Annotated in this window: 29 protein-coding genes; 7 read left to right on the forward strand and 22 right to left on the reverse strand. The window is 56.9% G+C overall.

Annotation, left to right across the window (positions count from 1 at the left end; all coding sequences use genetic code 11):
• Positions 1 to 38 precede the first annotated feature (38 nt).
• Positions 39 to 581, forward strand: a complete 543-nt coding sequence (locus DZC51_RS07355) for a sigma-70 family RNA polymerase sigma factor (protein ID WP_232524090.1) — start codon at positions 39 to 41, stop codon at positions 579 to 581.
• Positions 568 to 1,233: a hypothetical protein gene (locus DZC51_RS07360; RefSeq protein WP_157294736.1), complete on the forward strand. Its 666-nt coding sequence runs from the start codon at positions 568 to 570 to the stop codon at positions 1,231 to 1,233. Before DZC51_RS07355 ends, DZC51_RS07360 begins: the two co-directional genes overlap by 14 nt.
• A gap of 53 nt (positions 1,234 to 1,286) precedes the next feature.
• Here DZC51_RS07360 and DZC51_RS07365 read toward each other — a convergent pair whose 3' ends face one another.
• Positions 1,287 to 2,237, reverse strand: coding sequence for a hypothetical protein (locus DZC51_RS07365; RefSeq protein WP_157294737.1), 951 nt, complete (start codon positions 2,235 to 2,237; stop codon positions 1,287 to 1,289).
• A gap of 124 nt (positions 2,238 to 2,361) precedes the next feature.
• Between DZC51_RS07365 and DZC51_RS07370 the strand changes: the two genes are divergently transcribed.
• Positions 2,362 to 2,832, forward strand: a complete 471-nt coding sequence (locus DZC51_RS07370) for an immunoglobulin-like domain-containing protein (protein ID WP_157294738.1) — start codon at positions 2,362 to 2,364, stop codon at positions 2,830 to 2,832.
• A gap of 39 nt (positions 2,833 to 2,871) precedes the next feature.
• Here DZC51_RS07370 and DZC51_RS07375 read toward each other — a convergent pair whose 3' ends face one another.
• The 6 genes from DZC51_RS07375 to DZC51_RS07400 all read right to left on the reverse strand — a co-directional run bounded on the left by DZC51_RS07375 (position 2,872) and on the right by DZC51_RS07400 (position 9,495).
• Complete coding sequence (locus DZC51_RS07375) at positions 2,872 to 3,351, reverse strand: acyl-CoA thioesterase (protein ID WP_157294739.1); 480 nt, start codon at positions 3,349 to 3,351, stop codon at positions 2,872 to 2,874.
• Positions 3,352 to 3,635: 284 nt separating this feature from the next.
• The gene (locus tag DZC51_RS07380; protein ID WP_157294740.1) at positions 3,636 to 4,679 is read right to left on the reverse strand and encodes an ABC transporter ATP-binding protein; all 1,044 of its coding nucleotides are present in this window, start codon (positions 4,677 to 4,679) and stop codon (positions 3,636 to 3,638) included.
• Complete coding sequence (locus DZC51_RS07385) at positions 4,676 to 5,755, reverse strand: ABC transporter ATP-binding protein (protein WP_157294741.1); 1,080 nt, start codon at positions 5,753 to 5,755, stop codon at positions 4,676 to 4,678. The genes DZC51_RS07380 and DZC51_RS07385 overlap by 4 nt, the downstream gene beginning before the upstream one ends.
• Positions 5,756 to 5,766: 11 nt before the next feature.
• Positions 5,767 to 6,819, reverse strand: coding sequence for an oligopeptide ABC transporter permease (gene opp3C, locus DZC51_RS07390; RefSeq protein WP_157294742.1), 1,053 nt, complete (start codon positions 6,817 to 6,819; stop codon positions 5,767 to 5,769).
• Positions 6,816 to 7,748: an oligopeptide ABC transporter permease gene (gene opp3b / locus DZC51_RS07395; protein WP_157294743.1), complete on the reverse strand. Its 933-nt coding sequence runs from the start codon at positions 7,746 to 7,748 to the stop codon at positions 6,816 to 6,818. Before opp3b ends, opp3C begins: the two co-directional genes overlap by 4 nt.
• 94 nt (positions 7,749 to 7,842) lie before the next feature.
• Positions 7,843 to 9,495: a peptide ABC transporter substrate-binding protein gene (locus tag DZC51_RS07400; protein ID WP_157294744.1), complete on the reverse strand. Its 1,653-nt coding sequence runs from the start codon at positions 9,493 to 9,495 to the stop codon at positions 7,843 to 7,845.
• 131 nt (positions 9,496 to 9,626) lie between these two features.
• Here DZC51_RS07400 and DZC51_RS07405 point away from each other — a divergent pair, with 131 nt between their 5' ends.
• Positions 9,627 to 9,989: a DUF3899 domain-containing protein gene (locus tag DZC51_RS07405; protein WP_157294745.1), complete on the forward strand. Its 363-nt coding sequence runs from the start codon at positions 9,627 to 9,629 to the stop codon at positions 9,987 to 9,989.
• A 96-nt stretch (positions 9,990 to 10,085) separates the two neighbouring features.
• On the opposite strand, the gene DZC51_RS07410 is transcribed toward DZC51_RS07405, so the two are convergent.
• The 9 genes from DZC51_RS07410 to DZC51_RS07450 all read right to left on the reverse strand — a co-directional run bounded on the left by DZC51_RS07410 (position 10,086) and on the right by DZC51_RS07450 (position 17,043).
• Positions 10,086 to 11,009 (reverse strand): dipeptidase, encoded by a 924-nt coding sequence (locus DZC51_RS07410; RefSeq protein ID WP_157294746.1) that lies wholly within the window; start codon positions 11,007 to 11,009, stop codon positions 10,086 to 10,088.
• Positions 10,996 to 11,724, reverse strand: a complete 729-nt coding sequence (locus DZC51_RS07415; RefSeq protein ID WP_157294747.1) for a gamma-glutamyl-gamma-aminobutyrate hydrolase family protein — start codon at positions 11,722 to 11,724, stop codon at positions 10,996 to 10,998. The genes DZC51_RS07410 and DZC51_RS07415 overlap by 14 nt, the downstream gene beginning before the upstream one ends.
• Before the next feature lie 62 nt (positions 11,725 to 11,786).
• A complete protein-coding gene (locus tag DZC51_RS07420; protein WP_157294748.1) occupies positions 11,787 to 12,710 on the reverse strand; it encodes a S66 peptidase family protein in 924 nt (307 codons plus the stop codon).
• A complete protein-coding gene (locus DZC51_RS07425; RefSeq protein ID WP_157294749.1) occupies positions 12,707 to 13,531 on the reverse strand; it encodes a M55 family metallopeptidase in 825 nt (274 codons plus the stop codon). The genes DZC51_RS07420 and DZC51_RS07425 overlap by 4 nt, the downstream gene beginning before the upstream one ends.
• A gap of 138 nt (positions 13,532 to 13,669) precedes the next feature.
• Positions 13,670 to 14,173, reverse strand: coding sequence for a GNAT family N-acetyltransferase (locus DZC51_RS07430; protein WP_157294750.1), 504 nt, complete (start codon positions 14,171 to 14,173; stop codon positions 13,670 to 13,672).
• Between the two features lie 51 nt (positions 14,174 to 14,224).
• On the reverse strand, positions 14,225 to 14,635 hold the full coding sequence (locus DZC51_RS07435; protein ID WP_157294751.1) for an immunity protein YezG family protein: 411 nt from the start codon (positions 14,633 to 14,635) through the stop codon (positions 14,225 to 14,227).
• 104 nt (positions 14,636 to 14,739) lie between these two features.
• Positions 14,740 to 15,153 (reverse strand): immunity protein YezG family protein, encoded by a 414-nt coding sequence (locus DZC51_RS07440; RefSeq protein WP_232524085.1) that lies wholly within the window; start codon positions 15,151 to 15,153, stop codon positions 14,740 to 14,742.
• 260 nt (positions 15,154 to 15,413) lie between these two features.
• Positions 15,414 to 15,581, reverse strand: a complete 168-nt coding sequence (locus DZC51_RS07445) for a hypothetical protein (RefSeq protein WP_157294752.1) — start codon at positions 15,579 to 15,581, stop codon at positions 15,414 to 15,416.
• A 34-nt stretch (positions 15,582 to 15,615) separates the two neighbouring features.
• Entirely contained in the window at positions 15,616 to 17,043 is a 1,428-nt protein-coding gene (locus DZC51_RS07450; RefSeq protein WP_157294753.1) for an aldehyde dehydrogenase family protein, read from the reverse strand.
• A gap of 91 nt (positions 17,044 to 17,134) precedes the next feature.
• On the opposite strand from DZC51_RS07450, the gene DZC51_RS07455 reads away from it, so the two are divergent.
• Complete coding sequence (locus tag DZC51_RS07455) at positions 17,135 to 17,980, forward strand: AAC(3) family N-acetyltransferase (RefSeq protein WP_157294754.1); 846 nt, start codon at positions 17,135 to 17,137, stop codon at positions 17,978 to 17,980.
• Positions 17,981 to 18,048: 68 nt separating this feature from the next.
• The gene (locus DZC51_RS07460) at positions 18,049 to 18,297 is read left to right on the forward strand and encodes a hypothetical protein (RefSeq protein WP_157294755.1); all 249 of its coding nucleotides are present in this window, start codon (positions 18,049 to 18,051) and stop codon (positions 18,295 to 18,297) included.
• Positions 18,298 to 18,522: 225 nt separating this feature from the next.
• On the opposite strand, the gene moaA is transcribed toward DZC51_RS07460, so the two are convergent.
• From moaA to DZC51_RS07490, 6 genes are read right to left on the reverse strand one after another with little or no spacing between them, the layout of a single operon-like run.
• Positions 18,523 to 19,539, reverse strand: a complete 1,017-nt coding sequence (moaA, locus tag DZC51_RS07465; protein WP_157294756.1) for a GTP 3',8-cyclase MoaA — start codon at positions 19,537 to 19,539, stop codon at positions 18,523 to 18,525.
• Between the two features lie 16 nt (positions 19,540 to 19,555).
• Entirely contained in the window at positions 19,556 to 20,116 is a 561-nt protein-coding gene (mobA, locus tag DZC51_RS07470) for a molybdenum cofactor guanylyltransferase (protein ID WP_157294757.1), read from the reverse strand.
• Positions 20,116 to 20,349 carry a molybdopterin converting factor subunit 1 gene (gene moaD / locus DZC51_RS07475; RefSeq protein ID WP_157294758.1) on the reverse strand — a complete coding sequence of 78 codons (234 nt, stop codon included), beginning with the start codon at positions 20,347 to 20,349 and terminating at the stop codon, positions 20,116 to 20,118. Before moaD ends, mobA begins: the two co-directional genes overlap by 1 nt.
• On the reverse strand, positions 20,346 to 20,786 hold the full coding sequence (locus DZC51_RS07480; protein ID WP_157294759.1) for a molybdenum cofactor biosynthesis protein MoaE: 441 nt from the start codon (positions 20,784 to 20,786) through the stop codon (positions 20,346 to 20,348). The genes moaD and DZC51_RS07480 overlap by 4 nt, the downstream gene beginning before the upstream one ends.
• Complete coding sequence (gene mobB, locus DZC51_RS07485) at positions 20,773 to 21,297, reverse strand: molybdopterin-guanine dinucleotide biosynthesis protein B (protein ID WP_157294760.1); 525 nt, start codon at positions 21,295 to 21,297, stop codon at positions 20,773 to 20,775. Before mobB ends, DZC51_RS07480 begins: the two co-directional genes overlap by 14 nt.
• Positions 21,285 to 22,529 (reverse strand): molybdopterin molybdotransferase MoeA, encoded by a 1,245-nt coding sequence (locus DZC51_RS07490; protein WP_157294761.1) that lies wholly within the window; start codon positions 22,527 to 22,529, stop codon positions 21,285 to 21,287. The genes mobB and DZC51_RS07490 overlap by 13 nt, the downstream gene beginning before the upstream one ends.
• A gap of 76 nt (positions 22,530 to 22,605) precedes the next feature.
• Here DZC51_RS07490 and moaC point away from each other — a divergent pair, with 76 nt between their 5' ends.
• A complete protein-coding gene (gene moaC / locus DZC51_RS07495) occupies positions 22,606 to 23,094 on the forward strand; it encodes a cyclic pyranopterin monophosphate synthase MoaC (RefSeq protein ID WP_157294762.1) in 489 nt (162 codons plus the stop codon).
• Positions 23,095 to 23,300: the final 206 nt, after the last annotated feature.

The raw sequence follows: 23,300 nt of genomic DNA on the forward strand, positions 1-23,300 counted from the left end.
CGTCTAATTATTGAAAAGGAGGTGAGCGCTTGGACATCATGGCACACAGTCCTACTGAAACAAGCGCGGGACAACGTGAACTGTTCGACAGCCTCGTCCGCCTCCATGCGGACGAACTGAAACGGATTGCTTACATTTATGTCCACGACCACGCAGAGTGCGAGGACATTGTCCAGGAAGTGTTTATCAGCTGCTACAAGAACCTGGGAAACTTTCGGCAAGAGTCCGAATATAAAACATGGCTGATCCGGATCACCATCAACAAATGCAAAGACCATCATCGTAAATGGAATTTCCGTAACCTTGTCTACAAGCCGGTCATCGGCCTGTTCAAAACCGGCCCTTCCGCTGAAGACAAGCTGATGGGCCGGCACCACTCACAGGAAATGATCGTCCAGATTTCCGCGCTCCCCGCGAAATACAAGGAAGTGCTGATTCTCTACTATTATCAGGACATGGGCGTCGCAGAGATCTCCAAGGTTCTCGACCAGAACGTCAACACTATCAAAACGCGATTGCAGCGGGGCCGGGAGTCCCTGAAACTTTCACTGGAAAGGAGCAAGGCGAATGGATCCGTTTGATCGAAAAGTCTCAGCGGAGTTGAAACAGTCGTTGGAAAGCGACATCCACTTCACGGCACGTGAGGAAGAAAGGCTGTACTCCGCCATTCATGCAGGGAAGAAGCAAAAGGCCCGCCCTCTCTATTGGGTGGTCGCAACAGCAGCAACCGCCCTGTTCCTCCTTCTCGGGGCCTCATTCCTGATGTCAGATCTGACCGAAGAGCCATCAGCATCCCCCGAGACGGCCGCTCCGTCCACGGATGTCAGTCCGGGAAAATCCACTGCAGTTCTTGCAGATGACGGGCTTTGGGAAGAACTTAAAAATGTTGAGCTGACTTCCCGTGAGATCAGCCGTAGTGAACGGGCGACCAGCTATGAATTCACCGTCGCGAATGGCTCTTCAATCCGCCTGGTGGATCTTCGTCTGTATGCAAGCTACGACCGGAACGATAACAATCAGATTCAGGGCAATCCATTCCGTGCTTCCGTGTTCTCCGGCCGGGAACTGGCACCGGGCGAAACGTACTCCTTCACAACAAGCCTGCCATCTGCCGTTTTCCACGAGGACAAGGTGAATCTGGACAGCCTCACCCTCGATCTGGAAGGATACGCCGGGGAAATGAAACCGGAGCGCTATTTCTCCGTCGGCCGATCGGAAAGTATTGCGGAATAAGTCCGCTCATGCAAAAAGCACCCGTGACCTGAGTGTCCCGGGTGCTTTGCTGATTATGAAAGAATAATCTCCCGTTCCCGCGCGGCCAGCCGTGCAATCTCTTCATCCGTACGCGTGAGCCGGTCACGGAGTTCACGGAGCACCCGCTCGACATCTGCGAGGACACGGTCCAGCTCGCTTTTTGCTTCCGTGATGCGCGAGTGCACCATCCAGTCCGTGAACATATTGTCGAAGAAGAAGTCCGCGAAATTCAGGAAGTCGTTCTTGTTGACCGTCAGGCGCTGTCGGTCGAATTCCTCAACATCTGCGAGCTCCGACTGGAACCGGCGCAGTGCGCGCTGGGCGCGGTGAATCTTGTCATCGGAGCTGTTGATGCTGGAATATTTCATCGCAGTGACGATCATGCCGCCGCCGAGGAACGTGTCCCACATCGACATTCCTTCCGCGTTGCCGAGCTGGCTCATCGCCGCCTGCAGCACCCGTCCGGCATCCTGTCCGGCATGGATCGCTTCCTCGATCTCCCTGCGGAGCGACTGGAGCATCGCACGCTCATCGGCCACCTGCTGGAGCTTCTTGACTGCCGTTTCGTCGTTGTTGCGCATCCAAAGTTCTTTTTCCTGCAGGAATGCTTCCCAGTCATCATCGAGGAACTCGTACTCCGGGCGGTCAAGCTCGATCTTCAGCGCAGACGTCTCTTCTTCCAGGTCCATGAGCACCTTCTCGGCCTCATTGAACTTCAGCTCGGCTTCAGCCGCCTCGTTCAGTTCCTTTTCCATGATCTCGTCCATCTTGCCGGTCAGCTGGCGAAACTTGTTCGCAAACGAAAACTGCCCGAGCTTCAGGACGTCCTGCTGCTCTTTTGTGAGATGGGCCTTTAGACGATCATAGTCGCGCCTGGCCCCGGCCCGCTCCGCCTCTTTTGCTTCATACCGCTTTTTCATCCGGTCCCGCTCCGTCATGCGCATCCGGAGCTCGGTCTGCCGGTCGTAGATCGCTTCCCTCATCAATCCAAGCACCCCCTGATTTATCTACGATTTTATCACTCTGAGGTTTCGTTTCCCATTTCTTGATGGGCGTCAACGTGTTTTCCGCAGAAACAGGCTATGCTTTTGCCAAGAGGTGACGGAGATGGCACGGAAAACACTGGAGCTGATGCTCGTGCTGCTGATTGCGGGATGTAGCCGGGAAGCCGGACCGCGCCTCCTTCCCCATCCCGTTCCGGATCAGCAGGTGGCTTCTGCTCTTTCAGGAGTCTGCTTGGAGATTCTGGAGGTTCATCAGACTGAAGGCCGGTATGAAATCGTTTATGAGCTGACAAACCTCGGCGGTGAGGCCCCCGGTTACGGCGAGTACGCGGCGCTCGAGAAAATGATGAAGGATGGCTGGTATGGAATCATCTACTCAGACGCCGTATTTTACCGGAATCCGGAATTCATAGATTATGGTGAGATGCTGCGGCCGGGCGCAACGGAACGGATGACCTTGGATACCGGAGACCTCGGAACCGTACTAACCCCCGGTACCTACCGGCTTGTGAAGACCATCACCGGAACGGACGGCTTCGAATATTCAGTTGCGGCAGAGTTTGAGATCAAATAAAAGCCGTGCGGCGGTGTTTCCCGCTGCACGGCTTTTCTGTCATGAATGCTTGATCAACTGGCGTTCCCGGCGGTTTGCCCGGCGCGCAGGGCCCTTGTCGAACAGCGCTTTTTCCGCCTTTGTCTCCGGGTATACCGGGGCAACCGGCGTCGGCTTGTTTTCTTCATCCATCGCGACCATCGTGACGAATGATTCGGTCGTCAGCTTTCGGGCACCGGTGACGATGTCGACCGAGTGCACCTGGACGAACACTTCCATCGACGTCCGACCGGTGGAGCACACGACTGCTTCGATCTCGAGCACATCCCCTACCCTTGCAGGCGAGACAAAGTCCACTGAGTCGATTGACGCCGTGACAACTGCCGCTCCGGCATGCTTCATAGACGCGATTGCGCTCATTTCATCCAGATAGGCCAGTACCTGGCCCCCGAAAATGGTTCCATGGTGATTCGTGTCCGGCGGCATGACGAGTTTTGTCGTCTTCGTCCGGGACCGGCTCATTGGAATCGCTTCTGCCATATGGCAACACCTCTTCTGTCCGGGCACTTGCCCGGGTTGGTACGCAACAGTATACCCGAATTGGGCGCGGGATGCATTGTACAAAGACCGTCTCCAATATTATTGCGACCCGGAACTGCCTGCTGCAATCCCAGGTCCTTGTTGGAATTTCAGGTTCCTTATTTCAAGTCCGGACGACTTGTTGCAACTTCCGGTTCTTTATTTAAAGTCCGGACGCCTTATTGCAACTTCTCCCACCAATTCCCCAAAAAGAAAACTCCCCGGCCTGCCGGGGAGTTCCACCATCATACAGTCTTAAGTTCTTTGCCTTCCTTCGCCATGATTTCTGCATCATACAGGTGGCAGGCGACGGAGTGGCCGGGTTCGACTTCACGGAATTCCGGGTCGATTACGGCACAGCTGTCCATTGCAAATGGGCAGCGGGTTCGGAACCGGCAGCCGGATGGGATGTCGGTCGGGCTTGGGACATCCCCGGTCAGAACGATCTGCTCACGGGTGCGTTCTTTTTCAGGATCCGGCAGCGGAATCGCCGACAGCAGCGCCTGAGTATACGGGTGAAGCGGCTTTTCGTACAGCGCCTCACTCCCGGCGAGCTCGACGATCTTGCCGAGGTACATGACGGCGATGCGGTCACTGATGTACTTGACCATCGACAGGTCGTGGGCAATGAACAGATAGGTCAGACCGCGCTCCTCCTGCAGTTCCTTGAGCAGGTTGACGATCTGTGCCTGGATCGAGACATCGAGTGCCGCAATCGGCTCATCGGCGACGATGAACTTCGGCTCGACAGCAAGCGCACGCGCGATGCCGATCCGCTGGCGCTGGCCGCCGGAGAATTCGTGCGGGTAGCGGCCTGCATGGTTCTTGTTCAGGCCGACCAGCAGAAGCAGTTCATGGACACGCTTTTCACGGTCCTTCTGGGACATGTCCGGATTGTGGATGACGAGGCCTTCCGAAATGATTTCGGAGACGGTCATCCGCGGGTTCAGCGACGAGTACGGATCCTGGAAGATCATCTGCACATCGCGGTTGATGCGCTTTTTCGTCTTCCCGTCCAGCCGGCCTTTCAACTTGAGCCCGTCAAAATGGACTTCGCCGTCGGTCGGCTCATAGATCCGGGTGAGCGTCCGTCCGACCGTCGATTTGCCGCAGCCGGACTCGCCGACAAGACCGAGCGTCTCGCCCTTTTTGATTGAAAAGCTGATGCCGTCGACCGCCTTCAGCACGGTTTTCCGGTTGAGCCGGAAATGTTTCTTCAGGTCACTGACGACGAGCAGATCGTCCTGACCGGCATTCGTGGTGTGTTGTTCTTTCAATTCATGTGTCATACCGGCACTCCTCCCGCTGCATCGATGGCGGCCTGGTCGGCGGCGATCTCCGACGTCTGGCGGCCTTTCCGGATCACTTCCGGCACATGTTCTTCCGGCGTGCGTTCATCCTGCAGCCAGCAGCGCACCGCCTGTGTGCCGCTCACTGCGGTGTAATCCGGATTGTGGTCGTGGCACACCTTCATCGTATACGGGCAGCGCGCGGCAAACGGGCAGCCTGTTCCGAGCGACGCCGGATCCGGCGGAGAGCCCGGGATCGGGATGAGCGGCTCGGTGCGGGGGGCGTCCAGGTTCGGCATCGACCGGAGCAGACCGAGCGTGTACGGGTGCTGCGGACTGTAGAAAATCTCATCCAGCGTCCCCTGTTCTACGACTTCCCCGGCATACATGACGGCGACGCGGTCGGCCATATTGGCGACGACGCCCAGGTCGTGAGTGATCAGGACGATCGCGGTATCCATCTTTTCCTGGAGGCCGCGCATGAGGCGGAGGATCTGGGCTTGGATCGTCACATCCAGCGCTGTAGTCGGCTCGTCGGCAATCAGAACCTTCGGATTGCAGGCCAGCGCAATCGCGATGACGACGCGCTGCCGCATCCCCCCGGAAAACTGATGAGGGTACGCATCAAGCCTGGCTTCGGTATTCGGGATGCCGACCAGCTCAAGCATTTCCTTCGCCCGCTCGCGGGCCTGCTTTTTCGTCAGGCTCATATGGCGGGAAAGCCCCTCCATGATTTGCTTGCCGATTTTCATCGTCGGGTTCAGGGATGTCATCGGATCCTGGAAGACCATCGAAATGTCGGAACCGCGGACGTTCTGGATCTCTTTCTTGGAAAACTTCAGTAGGTCTTTTCCCTCGTAGAGGATTTCACCCTCGGGAATGATCGTGTTCTGCTTTGGCAGCAGCTGCATGATCGACTTTGCCGTCACCGATTTGCCGAAGCCGGACTCGCCGACGATCGCAAGCGTCTCCCCCTTTTTCAGAGAAAAGTTGACGCCCCTTACCGCCGGGACCTCGCCGTTGCGGGTCTTGAATGAAACATGCAGGTTGTTGACTTCAAGGATGTGGTTGTCCATTGTCTGACCCCTCACTTTCTCATTTTCGGATCGAGCGCGTCGCGCAGCCCGTCTGCCAGCAGGTTAAAGCAGATCATGACAAGGCTGATGACGACTGCAGGAATAAGCAGCTTGTACGGGAACGAGCGGATGGCGTCATAGCCGTCCTCGATCAGCACCCCGAGCGAGGCAAGCGGCGCCTGCAGCCCGAGGCCGATAAAGCTCAGGAACGCTTCGAAGAAGATCGCCGTCGGAATCGTGAACATGACGGTGACGATGATCGGCCCCATGACGTTCGGAAGCAGGTGCTTTCTCATCAGCCTGGAATCCGAGGCACCGAGCGTCCTTGAAGCAAGGACGAATTCCTGCCCCTTCAGCTGGAGCATCTGTCCCCTGACGACCCGGGCCATCCCGACCCATCCGGTGATGATCATCGCGAGAATGATCGAACGGATGCCCGGTTCCAGGATAAGGATAAACAGGATGATCACGATCAGGTTCGGGATCCCGGTCAGGATCTCGATGATCCGCTGCATGAAGTTGTCGATCCGTCCCCCGTAATAGGCGGAGATGCCGCCGTAGATGACCCCGATGACGAGGTCGAGGAACGCTGCGACAAGCGCGATGAACAGCGAGATCTGCGTTCCCTTCCAGACGCGGGTCCACAGGTCCCGCCCGAACTCATCGGTTCCGAACCAGTAGTTGGTCTCGACGCCGCGCTGGGTATACTGGTCGACGCCATTCACGTCTTTCCCGTCAAAACCGAGCCATTCGAGACCCGCGACCTTCGGCGGGAGGTTCGAGTGGGGGATATGCTGCTCGCGGTAAGTGAACTCGTTCATCGACGGGCCGATCAGAGACATGGCACTGAGAATGATCAGGAGAACGAGGGACACGACCGCACCCTTGTTTTTGAACAGGCGCTCCCATGCCTCTTTCCAGAAAGTCGGTGCAGGCGCCGCCAGCTCCTCACGTACCGTTGAATCAAGGGGTTGCGGGACGAACAGGTCCGCGGACGGTTCCGCCGGACGGTCTTGGCTGCGGAGATTCTTGAAGTCTCCGTCATTCGGCTGGATGGTCGTCATGCCTTGCTTCCCCCTTTCAGGTCGATCCGCGGATCAAGCAGGCCGTACAGCACATCGACGACGAAGACGACGAAGATGAAGAGCGCGCTGTAAAGCAGCGTGATGCCCATGATGACACTGTAGTCGAGTACGAGGATCGACAGTGTGAACTGTTCCCCGAGTCCCGGAACACCGAAGATCTTCTCAATGACGAGCGTCCCCGTCATGATCGATACGGCAAGCGGTCCGAGCATCGTGACGACCGGGATGAGGGCGTTTCGGATAACGTGCTTCCATATGACACCGGACTCATTCAGCCCCTTGGCCCGTGCGGTCGTGACATAGTCCTGCCCGAGCACCTCGAGCATCTCGCTCCGGATAAACCGGGCGACGGTCGCAATGACCGTCACAGACAGGGCAAGCGACGGCAGGATGGTGCTCTGATAGTTTTCCCACAGCGCAACCGGCAGCCAGCCGAGCTTGACGCCGATAAAGTACTGAAGAAGCGCCGCGAAAACGAACGACGGAATGGACATGCCGAGGACGGCGATGGTCACCGAAACGTAGTCGACCGCGGTATTGTGGCGAAGTGCTGAAATGATGCCAAGCACAAGGCCGATGATCGTGCCGAAGACAAGCCCCTGCAGGCCGATCAGCGCGGAGGGTCCGATGCGGTCGCCAATCATGCTCATGACGGTACGGCCCTGGTATTGGAATGAATAACCGAGATCACCCTGGATCAGGTTACCGATATAGGTGATATACTGGATCGCCACCGGTTTGTCGAGCCCGTATTTCGCATCAAGGATCGCCCGCTGTGACTCGGTCAGCTTTTCCGCGTTCGAGTAAGGCGTCCCCGGAAGCAGCTGCATGAGCAGGAACGTGGCGGTCACGATGATGAACAGTGTAATGACAGCATAGGCAAAGCGTTGTATCAGATAGCGTTTCATGATGTCGGTCACCTCGCTTTAGTTCGGTGCGAATGAATATAAGAAAAGCGGGGCCGCACCAGTGGCTCCCCGCTTGTCTGCTGCTATAAAAGGATTACTTGACCGATGCCCACTTGAGCGAGAGGTCCGCGCCAGCCGGGTGGATGACGAGGTTCTCGATGCTCGGACGGGTCAGGTACGTATTGCCCCGCTGGTAAAGCGGTGCGACCCCGGCATCTTCTTCAAGAAGGACCTTCTCGATTTCGAGGAGGGTCTTGTAGCGGTTGCTGAGGTCCGTGTCCGTGCGTGCTTCGGCTACAAGCTCATCCAGCTTCGGATTGCTGTAGTCCATCCGGTTCGCCGAGCTGCCGTCCACCCACATGTCGAGGTAAGTCATCGGATCGGCATAGTCAGGTCCCCAAGTCGAGAGCGAGAGATCGTACTCGATCGCCTTTTCAATTTCAAGGCGCTGTGCAAATGGAACCGCCTTCAGTTCAAGCTTGAATCCAGGCAGGTTGTCTTCCAGCTGGGCCTGCAGGTACTCGCCGACTTTCTTCATTTCATCTGTATCCGCGATGTTCAGGGAAACGGTCAGGCTGTCGATACCCGCTTCTTCGAGACCTTTATCCCAGAATTCCTTCGCTTCTTCGGCAGTGCCTTTGTTGATGTCGCCGTTCAGCTCGCGGTAGTCAACACCTTCAGGAGATGTGTAGAATCCTTCAGGAACAACACCGTAAAGCGGTGTGGAACCGTCTTTAAGGATGACGTCGGTCAGGCCGTCACGATCGATTGCCATGTTGACGGCACGGCGGATGTTCGCGTTGCTCAGCACTTCGTGATTATGGTTAAAGCGCAGGAACACGATCCCGGACGCTTTCTCGTTTGTGAATCCATCGTTGTCCTTGTACTGGTCGACGAGGGAAGACGTCAGCTTCACGCGGTCGACTTTCTCGGTTTCGTACAGGTTGGCTCCGGACTGAGGGTCCTTGACAACCACAAAATCGGCTTTGTCGAGCTTGACGTTTTCGGCATCCCAGTAGTCTTCGTTCTTTTCAAGTGTCCAGCCCTGCTCCTGTTGCCATTCGGTGAATTTGAACGGACCGTTGGAGAGAACGTTTTCGGCTTCAAGCGCGTACTGGTCGCCCTGCTCTTCGACGAACGCCTGGTTCTGAGGCAGGAATGTCGCGAATGCCAAGAGTGTTTCGAACAGCGGGTTCGGCGCTTCAAGTGTCACTTCAAGCGTTTTTTCATCGATTGCCTTGACGCCGAGTTCATCTGCGTCCTTTTCCTCATTCATGATCGCTTCGGCATTTTTGATGCCGGCCGTCACGAGCATGTAGTTGTACGGGCCGGCTTCGCGCATGACACGCTTCCACGCATACTCGAAATCTTGAGCCGTCACAGGCTCGCCGTTGCTCCAGTTCTGTTCGCGGAGCGTGAACGTGTGAACGGTTTCATCTTCGTTTTTATCATGCTTTTCGGCCATCGCCAGCTCCACATCGTTGGAGGCATTTTGACGGTAGAGACCTTCGTTGATGTTGTTCAGGACGTTGAAGGCGATCGAGTCATGTGCCTTCGTGGAGTCCATCGTCGGGATGTCCGACTGTTCGCTCAGCGTGATCACCTGTGCGGAGCTGCCGTCCCCTTCGGCACTTCCGCCTTCCGCATCGCCGGATGCCTCATCACCGGAACCGCTGAAGTTGCAGCCCGCGAGGATCAGTGCCGCCGCGGCTGGAGCCATGAAGCGAGATACCCACTTTTTGTTCATGCCATTTTCCCCCTTGTCTCTATCGAAATGTAATCCTATTTTACGTATACTACGGATATAAAGCAATATCTTTTTTCACAATTTAGATAGTTTGAACCGTTGTTAATTTTAAGTATGAAAGAAGGGCGGACATGAATCGACGTTATGTGCCGGTTATTTTTGTCATTCCTCTGATGTTTGTCGGATGGTCATGGATGACACGCACACCGGACCCTGTCCGGGCCGCGGATATACTATTTTGGACAAGCATTATGGTCCTCCTTGCTGGCGGCATACTTTATATCGCCCGGCATGATGTAACAGAGACTTTTACAAGAAACTGGAGAAAGTTCTTCCGTACGGCGAACCGGAAAGAGAGCTACATCAGGGAAGCGGAAGGCAGGAACAAAGACCCTGAATTCAGGAAGGCTCCTCTTCCTCACCGCCCGGTGCTTCTATTCGGCCTTTACCTGTTTACCGTGAGCATGATCGCTTCCATTCTTGCGATGGCGTAGCTTGTCGTTTCTTGCAGCTATTTCCCGGGAAATATGTCGGATGACGTCAGCAGAAAAAAAGACAAGGTTCCGCATCGGCGGTTCCTTGTCTTTTTGTCATTTTGGCAGGTTTTCGAGGAAATTCCGGTAGGCGAATCCTTTGACCTGGTCTTCCGAATACTTTTTCAGCAGTTCGTTAATGAGATTCTGTTGCATCGAGGCATCGGCCAGGTTTTCGACTTTGTCAGCGATGCCGTCAAAGTCAGAGCCGAGACCGATGAACTTCTCGCCGCCGAGGCCGCAGAAGTGATCGATGTGACGGATCAGGTCGTCGATGGTGACCGTCCCTTCCTTGATGAAAGCCGGGCAGTAGACGACATGGATCATGCCGCCTTTATCGAACAGCGCCTTTGCCTGCTCGTCATAAAGATTCCGGACATGGTCGCGGACCGACCGGGCGTTCGAATGGCTCGCAATCGGGTAATCCGCCGTTTCGATCACGTCCCAGAACGCTTTCTCGCACAGGTGCGATACGTCGGTCAGGATCTGGTGCTCGTTGTTGAACTGGACGATTTCCCGGCCGAATGTCGTGAGGCCGGCTCCGCGGGGCTCGCCCGCGCCGTCCGCTGCGAGGTTCGCGTTGTTCCAGGTAAGTCCGACCGAGCGGACACCGAGTTGGTGGAGGATCGACAGCTTCTTCAGGTCGTTGCCGATTGCGTCCACGCCTTCAAGCGTAAGAAGTGCCCCCGTCTCTCCTTCTTTTAATGAGTCGATATCCGACCAATCCCGGATCAGTTTCATGTCCGGGTTGTTGCCGAGGACATCCGTGTAAAACCAGTGCACCTGGTCGAGGGCGGCCTGGAACTTTTCTTCCGCCTTCATGCCCGGCCAGATAAAGATGGCGAAGGCCTGGAGCTTCACATCCCCTTTCCGGAGACGCTCCCGGTTCGTATCCAGTTCCGGCGCGTCGGCAAAACGGATCTTGCCGTCCGCTTCATACAGTTTCAATAATGCGTCGCAGTGCAGGTCAATGATTTGCAATGGTTCCCGCCCCTTCCTTTGCTGTTTCGATGAACCGCTCGAACAGGCGGAGTGATGTGCTGTCCCCTGCTGCGGCAAGTGCTTCCGGATGCCACTGGACGCCAACCGCGAACCGGTGCTCCGTGCTTTCGACTGCCTCGATCACACCGTCTGATGCGACACCGGAGATTGCGAACGGCGCCTTCACATCGCGCACAGCCTGATGGTGATAGGAATTCACCCGGAACTTCTCTGCCTGTGCAGCCTCCCGAAGGATGCTGCCTTCCGCCGCTTCGACGAAATGGGAAAGATGAACCCGGTTGGCGCGCTGGCTATGCTGGAGCAGTTCCCTGTCAATCTGCGAGTAGATATCCTGATACATGTCGCCGCCCTCGGCAATGACCATGACCTGAAGACCCCTGCAGATGGTGAGAAGCGGCATATCGCGCTCCAAGGCTCCCTTGATGAGCGCAAGCTCCGATGCATCCCGGCCCGGAGAAATCTCCCCAAGCTTCGGATGCGGCTCTTCGCCGAATAGCGTCGGGTCGATGTCTCCCCCTCCGGAGACGACGAGCCCGTCGAGCGCGTCCAGGATCCGGTCCGCGTCGTTTTCCGTGTCGATCGGGATGAGCATCGGAATGCCGCCGGCCCTCTGGACAGCGGTAATGTAGTCGTGGTTCAGGACGTGCTTATAGTCGAGTTCAACATGGGTCGTGATGCCGATGAGCGGTTTCATGGTGAATTTCCCCCTTATATTAACCTTCATTGATTCTAATATTAGTCTGATATACCGTGCGCTTACTCAACACCCGGCAGGATGGTGAGCGTCTTTGCATCGGCGTCCAGATACGCCTCGACGCCGAGCGGGACCGCGAAGTGCGGCTGGCAGTGGCCGATCCGGAAACCGGACAAGACCGGCTTTCCGAACCCTTCGAAGAAGTCACGGAACACTTCTTCATAAAAGAAGTCGCCCTTATGGTTCTTAGGATATTTAAAGTCGCCGATGGCGATGCCGGCCACCCGCTCCAGCACACCCGACTGCCTAAGCTGCGTCAGCATGCTGTCTACCCGGTACGGCTCCTCATCGGTGTCCTCGATGAGGAGCAGTTTCCCGTCAAACGACGGCGCGAACTTTGTGCCGATGCTGGAAGCGATCAGCGACAGGTTTCCGCCGATCAACTGACCACGCGCACTTCCTCCGGAATACGCGGTGAGCGGAGAGACGGATTCGTCGTAATGGAGTTCGAGGGGCTGGAACAGCTGTTCAAAGAGTTTGGCAGACAGCGGATCGAAGTCATCCTTGGCGACGTCCGACTCGAGCATCGGCCCGTGGAACGTCACCATGTCCGAATACATATGGATGGCCTGGTGGAGCGCGGTGATGTCGCTGTACCCCCAGAATATCTTCGGGTTTTCCTTGATCATCTGGTAATCAATCTTCTCAAGATATCGCGCGGAGCCGTAGCCGCCTCTTGCACAAATGATGCCTTTGACTTCCGGGTCCCTGAACATCGCGTGCAGGTCGTCCAGGCGCTCCTGGTCGGTTCCCCCGAGATACCGCTCTTTTTTCCCGACGGCCTTGCCGATCTTCCAGTTCAGGCCGAGCGATTCCAAGAAGGCCAGCGAACGGGTCAGCTGTTCGGTTTTTGGCGGGCTGGACGGGGCGATGATTCCGACGGTGTCGCCCCGCTTCAGACGCTCCGGACGGATCAGTTCCGTCATCGGTAGGTCGTCTGCAGCGCGAGCTCGATCATGACGAGCATCGCACTGTACGCTTCCAAAATGTCTTTCGCCTCGAACCGGACGACCGTCGACCCCGGTTCGATTTCGCAGCCCGGCATGAACGCCGCCCATTCGGCCTGGCCGTAGTTCGTGAACTCGATGCGGAGCACCGGGTTGTCCGGAGGTGTCAGCGGTTTGACATTGCCGCGGTTCGCGATCGCTTCGGCCGCCTTTTCCTTCAGCAGTTCATGTGCCTTCTGCGGGGAGAGGGACCGGACAGCGGAGCGCGTCAGCGACTTTTTAACCGTCGCCGTCAAGACGCCCGGAATGAGTTCCTCCGCTTCGCGGCACGCCCCGTCGTCGCCTGCCACCATGATGACCGGAACGCCGTGATAACCCGCGATGTATGCGTTAAAGCCGATTTCTCCAATTTCTTGCTCATTAATCCACATATTGCGGACCGCATGGATCATCGAGTGGCTCATGACCCCCGGCTGGCCCGCGCGGGAATGGTAGCCCGTGAAGATGGCGCCGTCATACATGCTGTCCAGGCCTTCGACCATCGAATACAGCTTCACACCGCCATTGATCAGTTCCGCTTCCGGATGCAGCTTCTCAGGCAATAGGTTGTTCATCTTCGAGTGACTGTCATTGACGAGCACATGCTCCGCCCCCCCGGCCAGCGCCCCTTCGATTACCGCGTTGGCGTCCCCCGTCATGAGGCTCCGCCCGATTTCATAGTTATGCTGGGATGAATCGACGAACGTGTAATCGGGAATGCCCGTGATTCCTTCCATGTCGACCGAAAGATAAATATTCATCGGTTCGCCTTCTTTCTTTTCAGAACTATTTTCGTTTTCGAAATACAAGTCCACTTTAGCAGAACGAGGGGTGCCGGACAATGCGATTTCCCGCTGAAGATGAAAAAACGAAAGCCCGCAGGGGCTTCCGTTTTACGATCACCATCTCAGGATCATCAGGTCTTCGTCATAATACTTCCCGCAGACTTTCAGGGCACGGGGCTCGGTTCCATACACTTTGAACCCCAAGGACGTGTAGAGCTTCCTGGCAGGGCCGTTATCGGTGACGACTGCCAGATGGATCTGCTCGAGTCCATCGGTTTCCCTGGCCCGCCTGATCAATTCTTCCAGCAGTGACTTAGCCATGCCCCTGCCCCTCGCTTCCGGCGCCACATACATGGCATAGAGATTTCCCCTGTGCCGCATCTTGGGGGACTCTTCGCGCTTGAACGTCACGATGCCGGCCAATGATCCGCCGTCCTGAAATGCCCCCAGGACAAACTGATCTTCATCCGGCTTTAATCGGCTTGCCACAAAATCAAGCGGAAAAGCAGCTTCCCGCTCGAACGTTGAACCAAAGGCTTCCGGATTGTTTTTCAAAGCGCCTAATCGGACTTGCTGGTACGAATGGGCGTCGGACTCGTTTAACAGTCGGATCTCCATCAGGGATTCTCCTTCACTGGTTGTCTGGTGTGTATATTCATTATGTCATTCTTATTTAATTCCGTACTTGGCCTTCCACGTTTCGCGCTGTTCTCCTGGATCGACTTCGCTTAAATCTTCATAGCCGTAGTCCATCTTGAACCGGCCATTTTTCTCCAGGATAAACGTGAAGCTTGTCCACTGTTCCTGCCTGTCTTCTCTGAAGACGCGCTGAAGGGAAAGCCCTGTTTCGCCAAGCTCATACTCCTTCATCTCGAAGTCATCTGGGTCCATATCAAATATCTCCGGAATATCGTGGCTGAGCACTGGACCTGTGCCCTCTGCAGGATAATAAAAGAAATAGGCGGTCGATGAATTATCCCAATCTTCCACGTAAAGAAAGACCTTTTCCCATTGCTCAGGGATCAGGTCATTCAACTGATTGGCGAGTGCTTGATAGATCTCTTCCGCTTCCCGAGCCAAATTCTTCACTCCCTGTTACTCGCTGAAAACATGCTTTGCTTCCCGGTGAACCTATTTTTCAATCAGATCAAGCTCAGACAAGTCCTCATAACCATAATCAACCCTCATGTTCTCGCCTCAATCCCGTACTTGGCCTTCCACGCTTTGCGCTGCTCCCCGGGGTCTGCTTCAGTCAAATCTTCATAGCCATAGTCGATATGGAATGTTCCATCACGGTTGAGAATGAAAGTGAGGTTCGTCCAAGGCTCTTGTCCATTCGACTCGAACGCTTTCTGTAGGGACAAGACCGTACGTCTAATCTTGCGTTCCTGCTGATGGAATTCCATCTTATCAATTGCAAAGCGCTCTGGAATGGAATAACTCAATATTGGTTTTTCATTGTTTTCAGGGTAATAGTAAAAATAGGCTGTGGAGTATCCTTCCCATCCTTCTACATAGAGTTTTACGTTTTTCCACTCTTCCGGTATCGTCTCATCAATCAATTCTGCGATTTCTTGGTAGATTTCTTCCATATTCATCACTTATTCCCCATTTCGAGTCTTGACCGACTTGCTCCATACCTCTATTCTACCGGGATACGGCTGAGCAGGTTTCCGATTGGAAGAAAAGAGGAGGAAAGACCCGGACGGATTGGGCGGAAAGCATCAAAAAGCCGGAAGGGGGATGTCCTCTTCCGGCTTCTGTTATATGGGTTATTACCTGTTGGGTTCGAATGATTACCCTGAATGCCTGAGTCTTAACCGTGGCTATACGAGCGATTACCAGTCGAATAAAACGCTCATTGTTTCGGCCTGAACAGTACTCTTTTCAAAACACCTACCACCAGACCGACAAGCAGGATCATCAAAACCAGGTAGCCGTTCGGCAGTTCTCCGCTATAGGCACTATAAACTACTGCTGAGACGATAATGACCAACAGCAATAAAAACCAGTCAAGCTTATCCAATCTCATCATTTCTCACTGCCTTTAACGAGATCACTCAGATTGTCGTCTTCACCGTAATGAACTTCAGCTCGGTCATACCGTCGATGGCGTATTTGACGCCTTCGCGGCCGTAGCCGCTCATCTTGACGCCGCCGTATGGCATGTTGTCGACTCGGAATGTTGGGATGTCGTTGATGATGACAGCGCCGGCTTCGATTTCGTCTGCGGCTTTCATCGCGGATTCGATGTCGCGCGTGTAGATACCCGCGTTCAGGCCGTACTCAGAGTCGTTGACGAGGTCGATCGCCTCATCGAGGTCCGAGTACTTCATGATCGTGACGATCGGGGCGAACACTTCCTTGCAGACGACGTTCATATCCGGCGTAACGTCGGTCATGACGGTCGGAGCGATGCCGTTCTGGACGCGCTCGCCGCCTGTGCGGACGGTCGCACCGACTTTTTTCGCTTCCTCGATCCATTCCATGGCGCGGTCCGCCTCGCCCGGATGGATCATCGAGCCGACATCGGTCGATTCATCTGCCGGGTCGCCGATCTGGAGTTTCTCCGTTTCTGCGACGAACTGTTCCACGAATTCATCGTAGATGTCGTCATGCACATACACGCGCTGGAGCGAGATGCACACCTGCCCGGCAAAGCCGAATGCGCCGGTGACGGCACGCGGCATGATCTTCTCGAGCGGCACGTCCGGCTCGACAATCAGTGCGGAGTTCGAGCCGAGCTCGAGCGTCAGCTTTTTCAGGCCGACCTTCGACTTGATGTCGAGCCCGACCGGCACGCTCCCGGTGAACGTCACTTTCTTCACGAGGTCATTCGTGATGAGCGGGTCGCTCAGCTCGCTGCCGCTTCCCGTCACGATCTGGAGGGCGCCGTCCGGCAGGCCCGCTTCCTTGAAGATCTCGGCGAGTGCCAGAGAAGATAGCGGCGTCTGTGTAGCCGGCTTCAGGACGACCGTGTTTCCGACAGCGAATGCCGGTCCGAGTTTGTGAGCGACCAGGTTCGACGGGAAGTTGAACGGCGTGATCGCCGCGACAACGCCGAGCGCCTCCCGCTTTGTCCAGCCGATGCGGTCCGTGACGCCTGGCGCCGCGTCCATCGGCACCGTCTCGCCGGATAGCGACTTGGCAGCTTCCGCCGAGAATTGGTATGTCGCGATCGTCCGGTCGATTTCGCCGCGCGCCGTCTTGATCGGCTTGCCCGCTTCCTGCACCAGCAGCTGCGCCAGCTCCTCCTTCCTCGCCTCGATCAGGTCAACCGCCCGGTAAAGCAGTTCGGCCCGCTCGTATGCCGGCCATTTCCTGAACTCGAGAAACGCCTCATGGGCGCCTTCAATTGCCTGTTTCACATCTTCTTCATCCGCTTTTGCAACCGTTGCAATCGCTTCCTGGGAATACGGCGACTTGAGCTCGTACGTGCGCGCCGCGTCCTTCCATTCCCCGTTAATCCATAGTTTCCAGTTTTCCATTTCCCAGCACCTCCCTGAATTCATTCTATACCCGTTCCGCGGGGCATCCAAATAAGGTACTCTGAATAAAACGAATATGGGGGAATGAACGATGAACGAACTGGATGTCGTGCTCCGGACAGGAGAATTCATTTCAAAAGAGACGATCAAAGAGCATTTGGCCGATGCGGGAATCAGAAAAGGTGACCGGATCATCGTCCACACTTCGTTAAAAAAAGTCGGCTGGGTATCCGGCGGCGAGCAGGCATTTGTCGAGGCACTGCTTAAAACCGTAACGGCAGACGGGACGGTCGTCATGCCTTCGCAGTCCTCGGACAACTCAGACCCGAGGCACTGGATGATGCCTCCGGTCCCGGAAGAATGGCATGAGCCGATCCGGCTTACGCTGCCGGCCTATGACCCCCGCCTGACGCACCTGCGCGGAATGGGCAAGGTCCCTGAATGCCTCCACCGCCATCCCGAGACAATCCGAAGCCCGCATCCGGCTCATTCGTTCATCGCCTGGGGACGCGATGCGGCAGAGTGGATGAAGGATCACCCTTTGGAGGACTCCTTCGGGGAGGGTTCCCCGCTCGGGAAGATGTACGGCTCTCGTATGAAGATCCTGCTCGTCGGGACCGGCTACGACTCCTGCACAGCCCTGCATCTGTCCGAATACCGGGCACCCGGCCTTGAGACCTACCGGGACGGCGCGGCCCTGCTGGTGGGCGGCGAGAGGAAATGGGTCGAATACGACATGGCGGATCTGGAATCCGACGACTTCCCGCCGCTCGGCATGGCATTCGAGCGAGAACGTCCGGAAGCGGTGACCCGCTGCAAGATCGGTCAGGCCGACACTCGGGTAATTGATATGGACCTGCTCGTAGATTTCGGAACGGAATGGATCACGAAGTGGCGGGAAAAGAAAAAAGTCGTTCAGACGGAGAAGACCGAATGATTCTGCATCGTTTTGGAGTGCCAACAGTAGGGTAAACTTAGGGAAATCGAATGAAGTGGGGGATGGATATGGCGAAAAAGGAACCGTTCATGGAAGAGACGTACGAGGACCGGAAGCTCCGCGAAGAGCTGGGGCGGCAGACCAACGCGGGATTTGCCCGGCTGGAGAACATGGAGATGGAGGCCGGCGCCATCGACCTTCCGACAGACGAAACCGCACTCGAACCTTTATCCGAAGAGGAAATCAAGCGCCGTGTCGGCTCCGGCAATTTCGAAGCGGCAAAGGATGACAAACAGACAGGATCCATCAACAGCTGACGTATGGCCGCATCGCTGCGGCTTTTTTATATGGGGCGCAGACGTACCGGGGCGAAACATTGACATATTTTATTGAGACGTTGCGTTCTTTCATTGAGATGTTGACATATCGAAGTGAGACGTTGCGTTATTTCATCGAGACGTTGACATAAGCGCTTATCAAACAGGGCTGACACCCGATGCGGATCATTTCCGCTCCGTGTGTCAGCCCTGTTTCCCAATTATTCATCCGCCAATATACGACATGCCGATTTTCTTCCGGTTGCGCGCGGTTTGTTCGGTGCGTTCGTCGGAATAGCGGTCAGCCCGATTTTCCCAGACGCCCGCGATGGCGGCCATGAGTTCTTCATCGGTAGCTCCGTCCCGGATCAGGCCGCGCAGGTCGAATCCGCCTTCCGCGAACAGGCAGGTGATCAGCTTGCCGTCGGATGACAGGCGTGCGCGGGTGCATGTCGAGCAGAACGATTCCGACACCGAGGTGATAAAGCCGATCTCCGCGCCGTTGTCCTTGTGGCGGTATCGCTTGGCGACTTCTCCGTAGTAGTCCTGCCCGACCGGCTCGAGGTCGTACACATCGCTGAGCCTGTCGAAGATCTCCTTCTTCGTCACCACGTCCCTGAAGCTCCAGCCGTTGTCGTTGCCGACGTCCATGAATTCAATAAACCGGAGCGTGATGCCGCGCTCTTTGAAATAAGCGGTCATCGGCAGAATCTCGGAATCGTTGACGCCTTTTTTCACGACCATATTCACCTTGATCTCGAAACCGACGTCCTTGGCGTAGTCGATCTGCTTCAGGATACGCGATGGGTCGACGCCCCGACCGTTCAGTTCACCGGAGATGACCGGGTCCAGGGCATCGAGGCTGATGTTCAGCCGGCGCAGGCCCGCATCATAAAGCGGCTGGGCATGCGCGCCGAGGAGCAGCCCGTTCGTCGTGAGGCCGATGTCTTCGATACTGCCGACGGAGAGGATCCGCTCCACCAGTTCCGGAAGCCCCCGGCGCATCAGCGGCTCGCCTCCGGTCAGGCGGATTTTCTTGACGCCGGCGTCCGCGAACAGGCGGGTCAGCCGGTGGACTTCCTCGAAGGTGAGCAGCTCCGACTTCGGGAGGAAGGCATAGTCGTCCCCGAATACCTCTTTCGGCATGCAGTAGGAACATCTGAAGTTGCAACGGTCTGTGACGGAGATCCGAAGATCACGGATCGGCCGTCCGAACCGGTCAGTCAAAGGCTGTCGGGTCATGTTCGCTTCCTCCTTCTCATTGCTCGTTCGGCGTGTTCACGTTCCGGAATACGGACAGGTCCGGATTCAGTTCCCGCGCGTCGATCCATTCTGTCTCCAAAGAAGCGAGAAACGGCATGACGCCCCGTTCGCCACGTGCAAGCGCTTCTCCGATGCGGCCGGCAAGCTCTCCGCTCCAGACACTGAACAGCGGAATCGGTTGGTTTTTCGTGCGGACGGCGGTCACATCCGCATCCGGGTCAGCCAGCGTGATGAGCTTCCTCACTTCCATCGGGCCGATGCCGGGCATGTCGCATGGCATCACGGCGAACCCGTCCGCGGGCCTCAGTTTCATAGCAGAACAGATGCCGGCAAGCGGACCGGCATCGGCAAACTCCGGAAGGTCCGTAATGACGTCCGCATCGCCAAACCGCCCTGCGTGTTCCGGCCGGGCGGAGACGACGACTCCACTGCAGCCGCCTTCCAGGAGCGCTTTGTGCGCCCTCTCCCAGAACAGCCGGCCTTCGTAATCGGCAAAGGCCTTCGGCGATCCGTATCTCCTGGACTGTCCGCCCGCGAGGACAATTCCCGTCGTCATCAGCCGCCGCTCACCGGCGGGATAATTGCGGCGGTGTCGCCTTCAGCGAGGACGTCCCCTTCCAAGGCATACTCCTCATTCACCGCAACACGCGCCCCGCCTCCGCGGATGCCCGGATACTTTTCCTCCGCCCATTCCAGCAGCTCCCCGACCGTCCTGCCGGCAAGCGGGGCCTGCTCCTCGGGAACACCCGTCAGATCACGGATGCCCGCGAAATACAGAAGATTGATCATGGATTTCGCACCTCCGGTTTTTTGTTCTGGTCGCCGATCCACTGCTCGCCTGTTTCCCAGATTTCCTTTTTCCAGATCGGCACATCCTGCTTGATGCGCTCGATGGCGTATTCATTGGCTTCATAAGCGGCTTTCCTGTGGGGCGAGGAAACGGCGATGACGACGGCGACTTCGCCCACGTCCAGTTCGCCGATCCGGTGGGCGATCGCGACGCAGGTCCCTTCCCACTTTTCTTCGATCTCTCCGCCGATCTGGGCCATCTTCTTTTCCGCCATCGGCACGTATGCCTCATAGCTCAGATAAAGCGTCCGGATGCCCTTTGTCCACTCGCGGACATGGCCGGTGAACGTGACGACGGCCCCTGCCTCGGGACGGAGAACGTGGTCCGCGTAACGTTGCGGGTCGATCGGCTTGTCGGTGATTTCATAGATGGACATGGCCTGTCCCCCCTTTTAGCCAGCGGCCGAACCAGCCGCGGATGGCTTCTGTGTCTTCCCTCATAACGACTTCCGGCGCACCAGGTGCGTCAGTGCCTGCAGTGACGGCGAGCCGGATATCCGGAAGATCTTTCAGTTGTTCCCAGTCCTCCGCGCTCCGCACGAGAACGATTTTCTCGAATGGCGCCTGCTTGAACCCCTCGACGAGGATGAGATCCGGCCGTGCAGCGGCCGCCAAACGAATCAATGGAAGAGGACCGGTCTCCGCTTCTCTCATATGAAGCTGGATCACCCCGTCTCCCGATACGGCGGAAGCCGCCGCCCCGTCCCGGAAGAATTTCATGCTGTCGGTGTCCGGGTCGGGCAGAGCGGGCGGACCTCCGTGGCCATGGTGCTTGACCGTGGCTGTCCGAAGCCCGAGGGAGGCAGCCTCTGCGATCAGTGTCCTGATCAGCGTCGTCTTTCCGCTGTTCTTGAACCCGGCGACCTGGAACACCCTCACAGTGTCCATTGGGCGCTGCCTTCCTCGACGCCGAGCAGCAGGACATCGACTTCGTCACCTTTCCTGAAGCCACGCGTCCCGCCCGGCAAGACGATCATCGCGTTGCCGCGGGCGATCGAGGACACCGCGTTGGACTTGTTGAATCCGGCTGGTGATGCTGTGTTGCCATCATAAACTGCTCGGACGAAACGGGTGAACGGGTTCGGCTTCGTGAAATCCTCGCCGAGCACCGCTTTTGTATGAGGCAAAAACAGCTTGTCCGCGCCCATCATCTTGAGGAGCGCCGGACGCGTGAACAGTTCGAAACCGGTAAAGCAGGACGAAGGGTTACCCGACAGGCCGAACAGCAGCTTGCCGCCGCCAGCGGCGACCGTCGTCACGCTGCCGGGGCGCATCGCGACTTTGTTGAACAGCACTTCGGCGCCAATTCGCTCATAGACGGCCGGCAGATAGTCGAAGTCGCCGACCGACACCCCGCCGGTCGTGATGAGCGCGTCCGTCTCGGAAAGCGCCCGCTCGACTGTCCCGACAACGGCGTCCAGATCGTCCGCCTGTGCACCGTATGTCCGGCATTCGATGCCCATCCGGCGGAGCTGTGCCTCGATCATCGGGCCGTTGCTGTTGCGGATCTTTCCCGGCGCAAGCGGCTCGCCGACGCCGACCAGTTCGGTACCGGTGGCAAGGATCCCGACGACCGGCCGCCTGGGGACCTTGACGTGCGTGTAGCCGAATGTCGCGAGCACCGCGACCGTCCCTGCGTGGATGTAGCTTCCGGCCGGCACAACTTCCTCCCCTTGAGCCAGGTCCTCGCCCTTCAGCGAGACGTTCTCAAGCGGCTCGAACGGCTTGCGGATCGTGAAGGTGTCCCCGTCCTCCACTGTCTGTTCGAACATGACGATGGCATCCGCGCCGTCCGGAAGCGGTGCCCCCGTCATGATGCGGGCGGCCTGTTTTTCGCCGAGGGTTTTATTCGAGACGCTTCCCGCCGGGATTTCATCGATGACGGTAAACCGGAGCCGGTTGCTTCCGGATGCGCCTGTGGTATCCCCCGAACGGACGGCGAATCCGTCATACGGCGACCGGTTAAACGGCGGCACCGGATGGGAGGCGGTTACCGGCTCGGCCAGGATCCTGCCCACGCTTTCTTCGAGCGGGACCGTCTCCGTCCCCGTCGGCGCGGCGTGTGCGAGCACCCGCTCCACCGCTTCCGCTACCGGTATCGGTTTCCGAATCTCCACCATCATGACCGCCTCCTGTTTGCATCTGCTATACTCGGATTATCCTGATTTTAACACAGCCCCCGGAAGGAGGATTCCCGTGTCAGACCTGACTCACTTTAACGACCAGGGCCGCGCCCGCATGGTCGATGTCTCCGATAAAGACGAGACCGTCCGGACCGCCGTTGCCCGCTCGTCCATCCTGGTGAATGAAACCATACACCGCCAGATCAGCGAAGGGACGAACAAGAAAGGGGATGTGTTCGCCGTCGCCCAGGTCGCCGGTATCATGGCGGCCAAAAACACACCCCAGATCATCCCGATGTGCCACCCGCTCCCGCTGAAGGGCATCGACATCTCTTTTAAGTGGAATGTGGATGAGGAAGCCGGCCATTACGAAGTGCTGCTGGAAGCAAGCGTCAAGACGAAAGGCCAGACCGGTGTCGAAATGGAAGCCCTCACTGCCGCATCGGCAGCAGCCCTCACCATCTACGACATGTGCAAGGCGGCCGGCAAAGAAATGATCATCGGCCCGACCATGCTGCTCGAGAAAACCGGCGGCAAGTCTGGGGATTACAAGAGAGACTGAATGATTGATTGGATGAAAACCGCCTGATGGGCGGTTTTTTTGTTGAACCACTAACCATGTACGATCCTGGCAGTTTCCGATACTCCAAGTCTGACCCCTTTACTCCAATTCCGGGCCCCTTACTCCAAACCGGTTGGCCTTACTCCATTTCCGGCCCTCTTACTCCAATTCAGCTGGCCTTACTCCATCTCCGGCGTTCTTACTCC

Origin of the sequence: Bhargavaea sp. CC-171006, from assembly GCF_009761675.1 — a bacterium.
Classification (GTDB): Bacteria; Bacillota; Bacilli; order Bacillales_A; family Planococcaceae; genus Bhargavaea; species Bhargavaea changchunensis.

Bases quoted from the DNA above. Each gene is read 5' to 3' on its own strand.
- DZC51_RS07415 (WP_157294747.1), bottom strand. From the start codon at position 11,724: ATGAAACCGCTCATCGGCATCACGACCCATGTTGAACTCGACTATAAG.
- opp3b (WP_157294743.1), bottom strand. From the start codon at position 7,748: ATGAAACGCTATCTGATACAACGCTTTGCCTATGCTGTCATTACACTG.
- mobB (WP_157294760.1), bottom strand. From the start codon at position 21,297: ATGGACACTGTGAGGGTGTTCCAGGTCGCCGGGTTCAAGAACAGCGGA.
- DZC51_RS07460 (WP_157294755.1), top strand. From the start codon at position 18,049: ATGGCGAAAAAGGAACCGTTCATGGAAGAGACGTACGAGGACCGGAAG.
- DZC51_RS07405 (WP_157294745.1), top strand. From the start codon at position 9,627: ATGAATCGACGTTATGTGCCGGTTATTTTTGTCATTCCTCTGATGTTT.
- DZC51_RS07380 (WP_157294740.1), bottom strand. From the start codon at position 4,679: ATGACACATGAATTGAAAGAACAACACACCACGAATGCCGGTCAGGAC.
- DZC51_RS07355 (WP_232524090.1), top strand. From the start codon at position 39: ATGGCACACAGTCCTACTGAAACAAGCGCGGGACAACGTGAACTGTTC.
- moaD (WP_157294758.1), bottom strand. From the start codon at position 20,349: ATGATCAATCTTCTGTATTTCGCGGGCATCCGTGATCTGACGGGTGTT.
- moaA (WP_157294756.1), bottom strand. From the start codon at position 19,539: ATGACCCGACAGCCTTTGACTGACCGGTTCGGACGGCCGATCCGTGAT.
- DZC51_RS07400 (WP_157294744.1), bottom strand. From the start codon at position 9,495: ATGAACAAAAAGTGGGTATCTCGCTTCATGGCTCCAGCCGCGGCGGCA.
- DZC51_RS07375 (WP_157294739.1), bottom strand. From the start codon at position 3,351: ATGGCAGAAGCGATTCCAATGAGCCGGTCCCGGACGAAGACGACAAAA.
- DZC51_RS07430 (WP_157294750.1), bottom strand. From the start codon at position 14,173: ATGGAGATCCGACTGTTAAACGAGTCCGACGCCCATTCGTACCAGCAA.
- DZC51_RS07360 (WP_157294736.1), top strand. From the start codon at position 568: ATGGATCCGTTTGATCGAAAAGTCTCAGCGGAGTTGAAACAGTCGTTG.
- DZC51_RS07480 (WP_157294759.1), bottom strand. From the start codon at position 20,786: ATGTCCATCTATGAAATCACCGACAAGCCGATCGACCCGCAACGTTAC.
- DZC51_RS07420 (WP_157294748.1), bottom strand. From the start codon at position 12,710: ATGACGGAACTGATCCGTCCGGAGCGTCTGAAGCGGGGCGACACCGTC.
- mobA (WP_157294757.1), bottom strand. From the start codon at position 20,116: ATGACGACGGGAATTGTCCTCGCGGGCGGACAGTCCAGGAGATACGGA.
- DZC51_RS07365 (WP_157294737.1), bottom strand. From the start codon at position 2,237: ATGAGGGAAGCGATCTACGACCGGCAGACCGAGCTCCGGATGCGCATG.
- DZC51_RS07450 (WP_157294753.1), bottom strand. From the start codon at position 17,043: ATGGAAAACTGGAAACTATGGATTAACGGGGAATGGAAGGACGCGGCG.
- DZC51_RS07455 (WP_157294754.1), top strand. From the start codon at position 17,135: ATGAACGAACTGGATGTCGTGCTCCGGACAGGAGAATTCATTTCAAAA.
- DZC51_RS07370 (WP_157294738.1), top strand. From the start codon at position 2,362: ATGGCACGGAAAACACTGGAGCTGATGCTCGTGCTGCTGATTGCGGGA.
- DZC51_RS07440 (WP_232524085.1), bottom strand. From the start codon at position 15,153: ATGAATATGGAAGAAATCTACCAAGAAATCGCAGAATTGATTGATGAG.
- DZC51_RS07490 (WP_157294761.1), bottom strand. From the start codon at position 22,529: ATGGTGGAGATTCGGAAACCGATACCGGTAGCGGAAGCGGTGGAGCGG.
- DZC51_RS07425 (WP_157294749.1), bottom strand. From the start codon at position 13,531: ATGAATATTTATCTTTCGGTCGACATGGAAGGAATCACGGGCATTCCC.
- DZC51_RS07385 (WP_157294741.1), bottom strand. From the start codon at position 5,755: ATGGACAACCACATCCTTGAAGTCAACAACCTGCATGTTTCATTCAAG.
- opp3C (WP_157294742.1), bottom strand. From the start codon at position 6,819: ATGACGACCATCCAGCCGAATGACGGAGACTTCAAGAATCTCCGCAGC.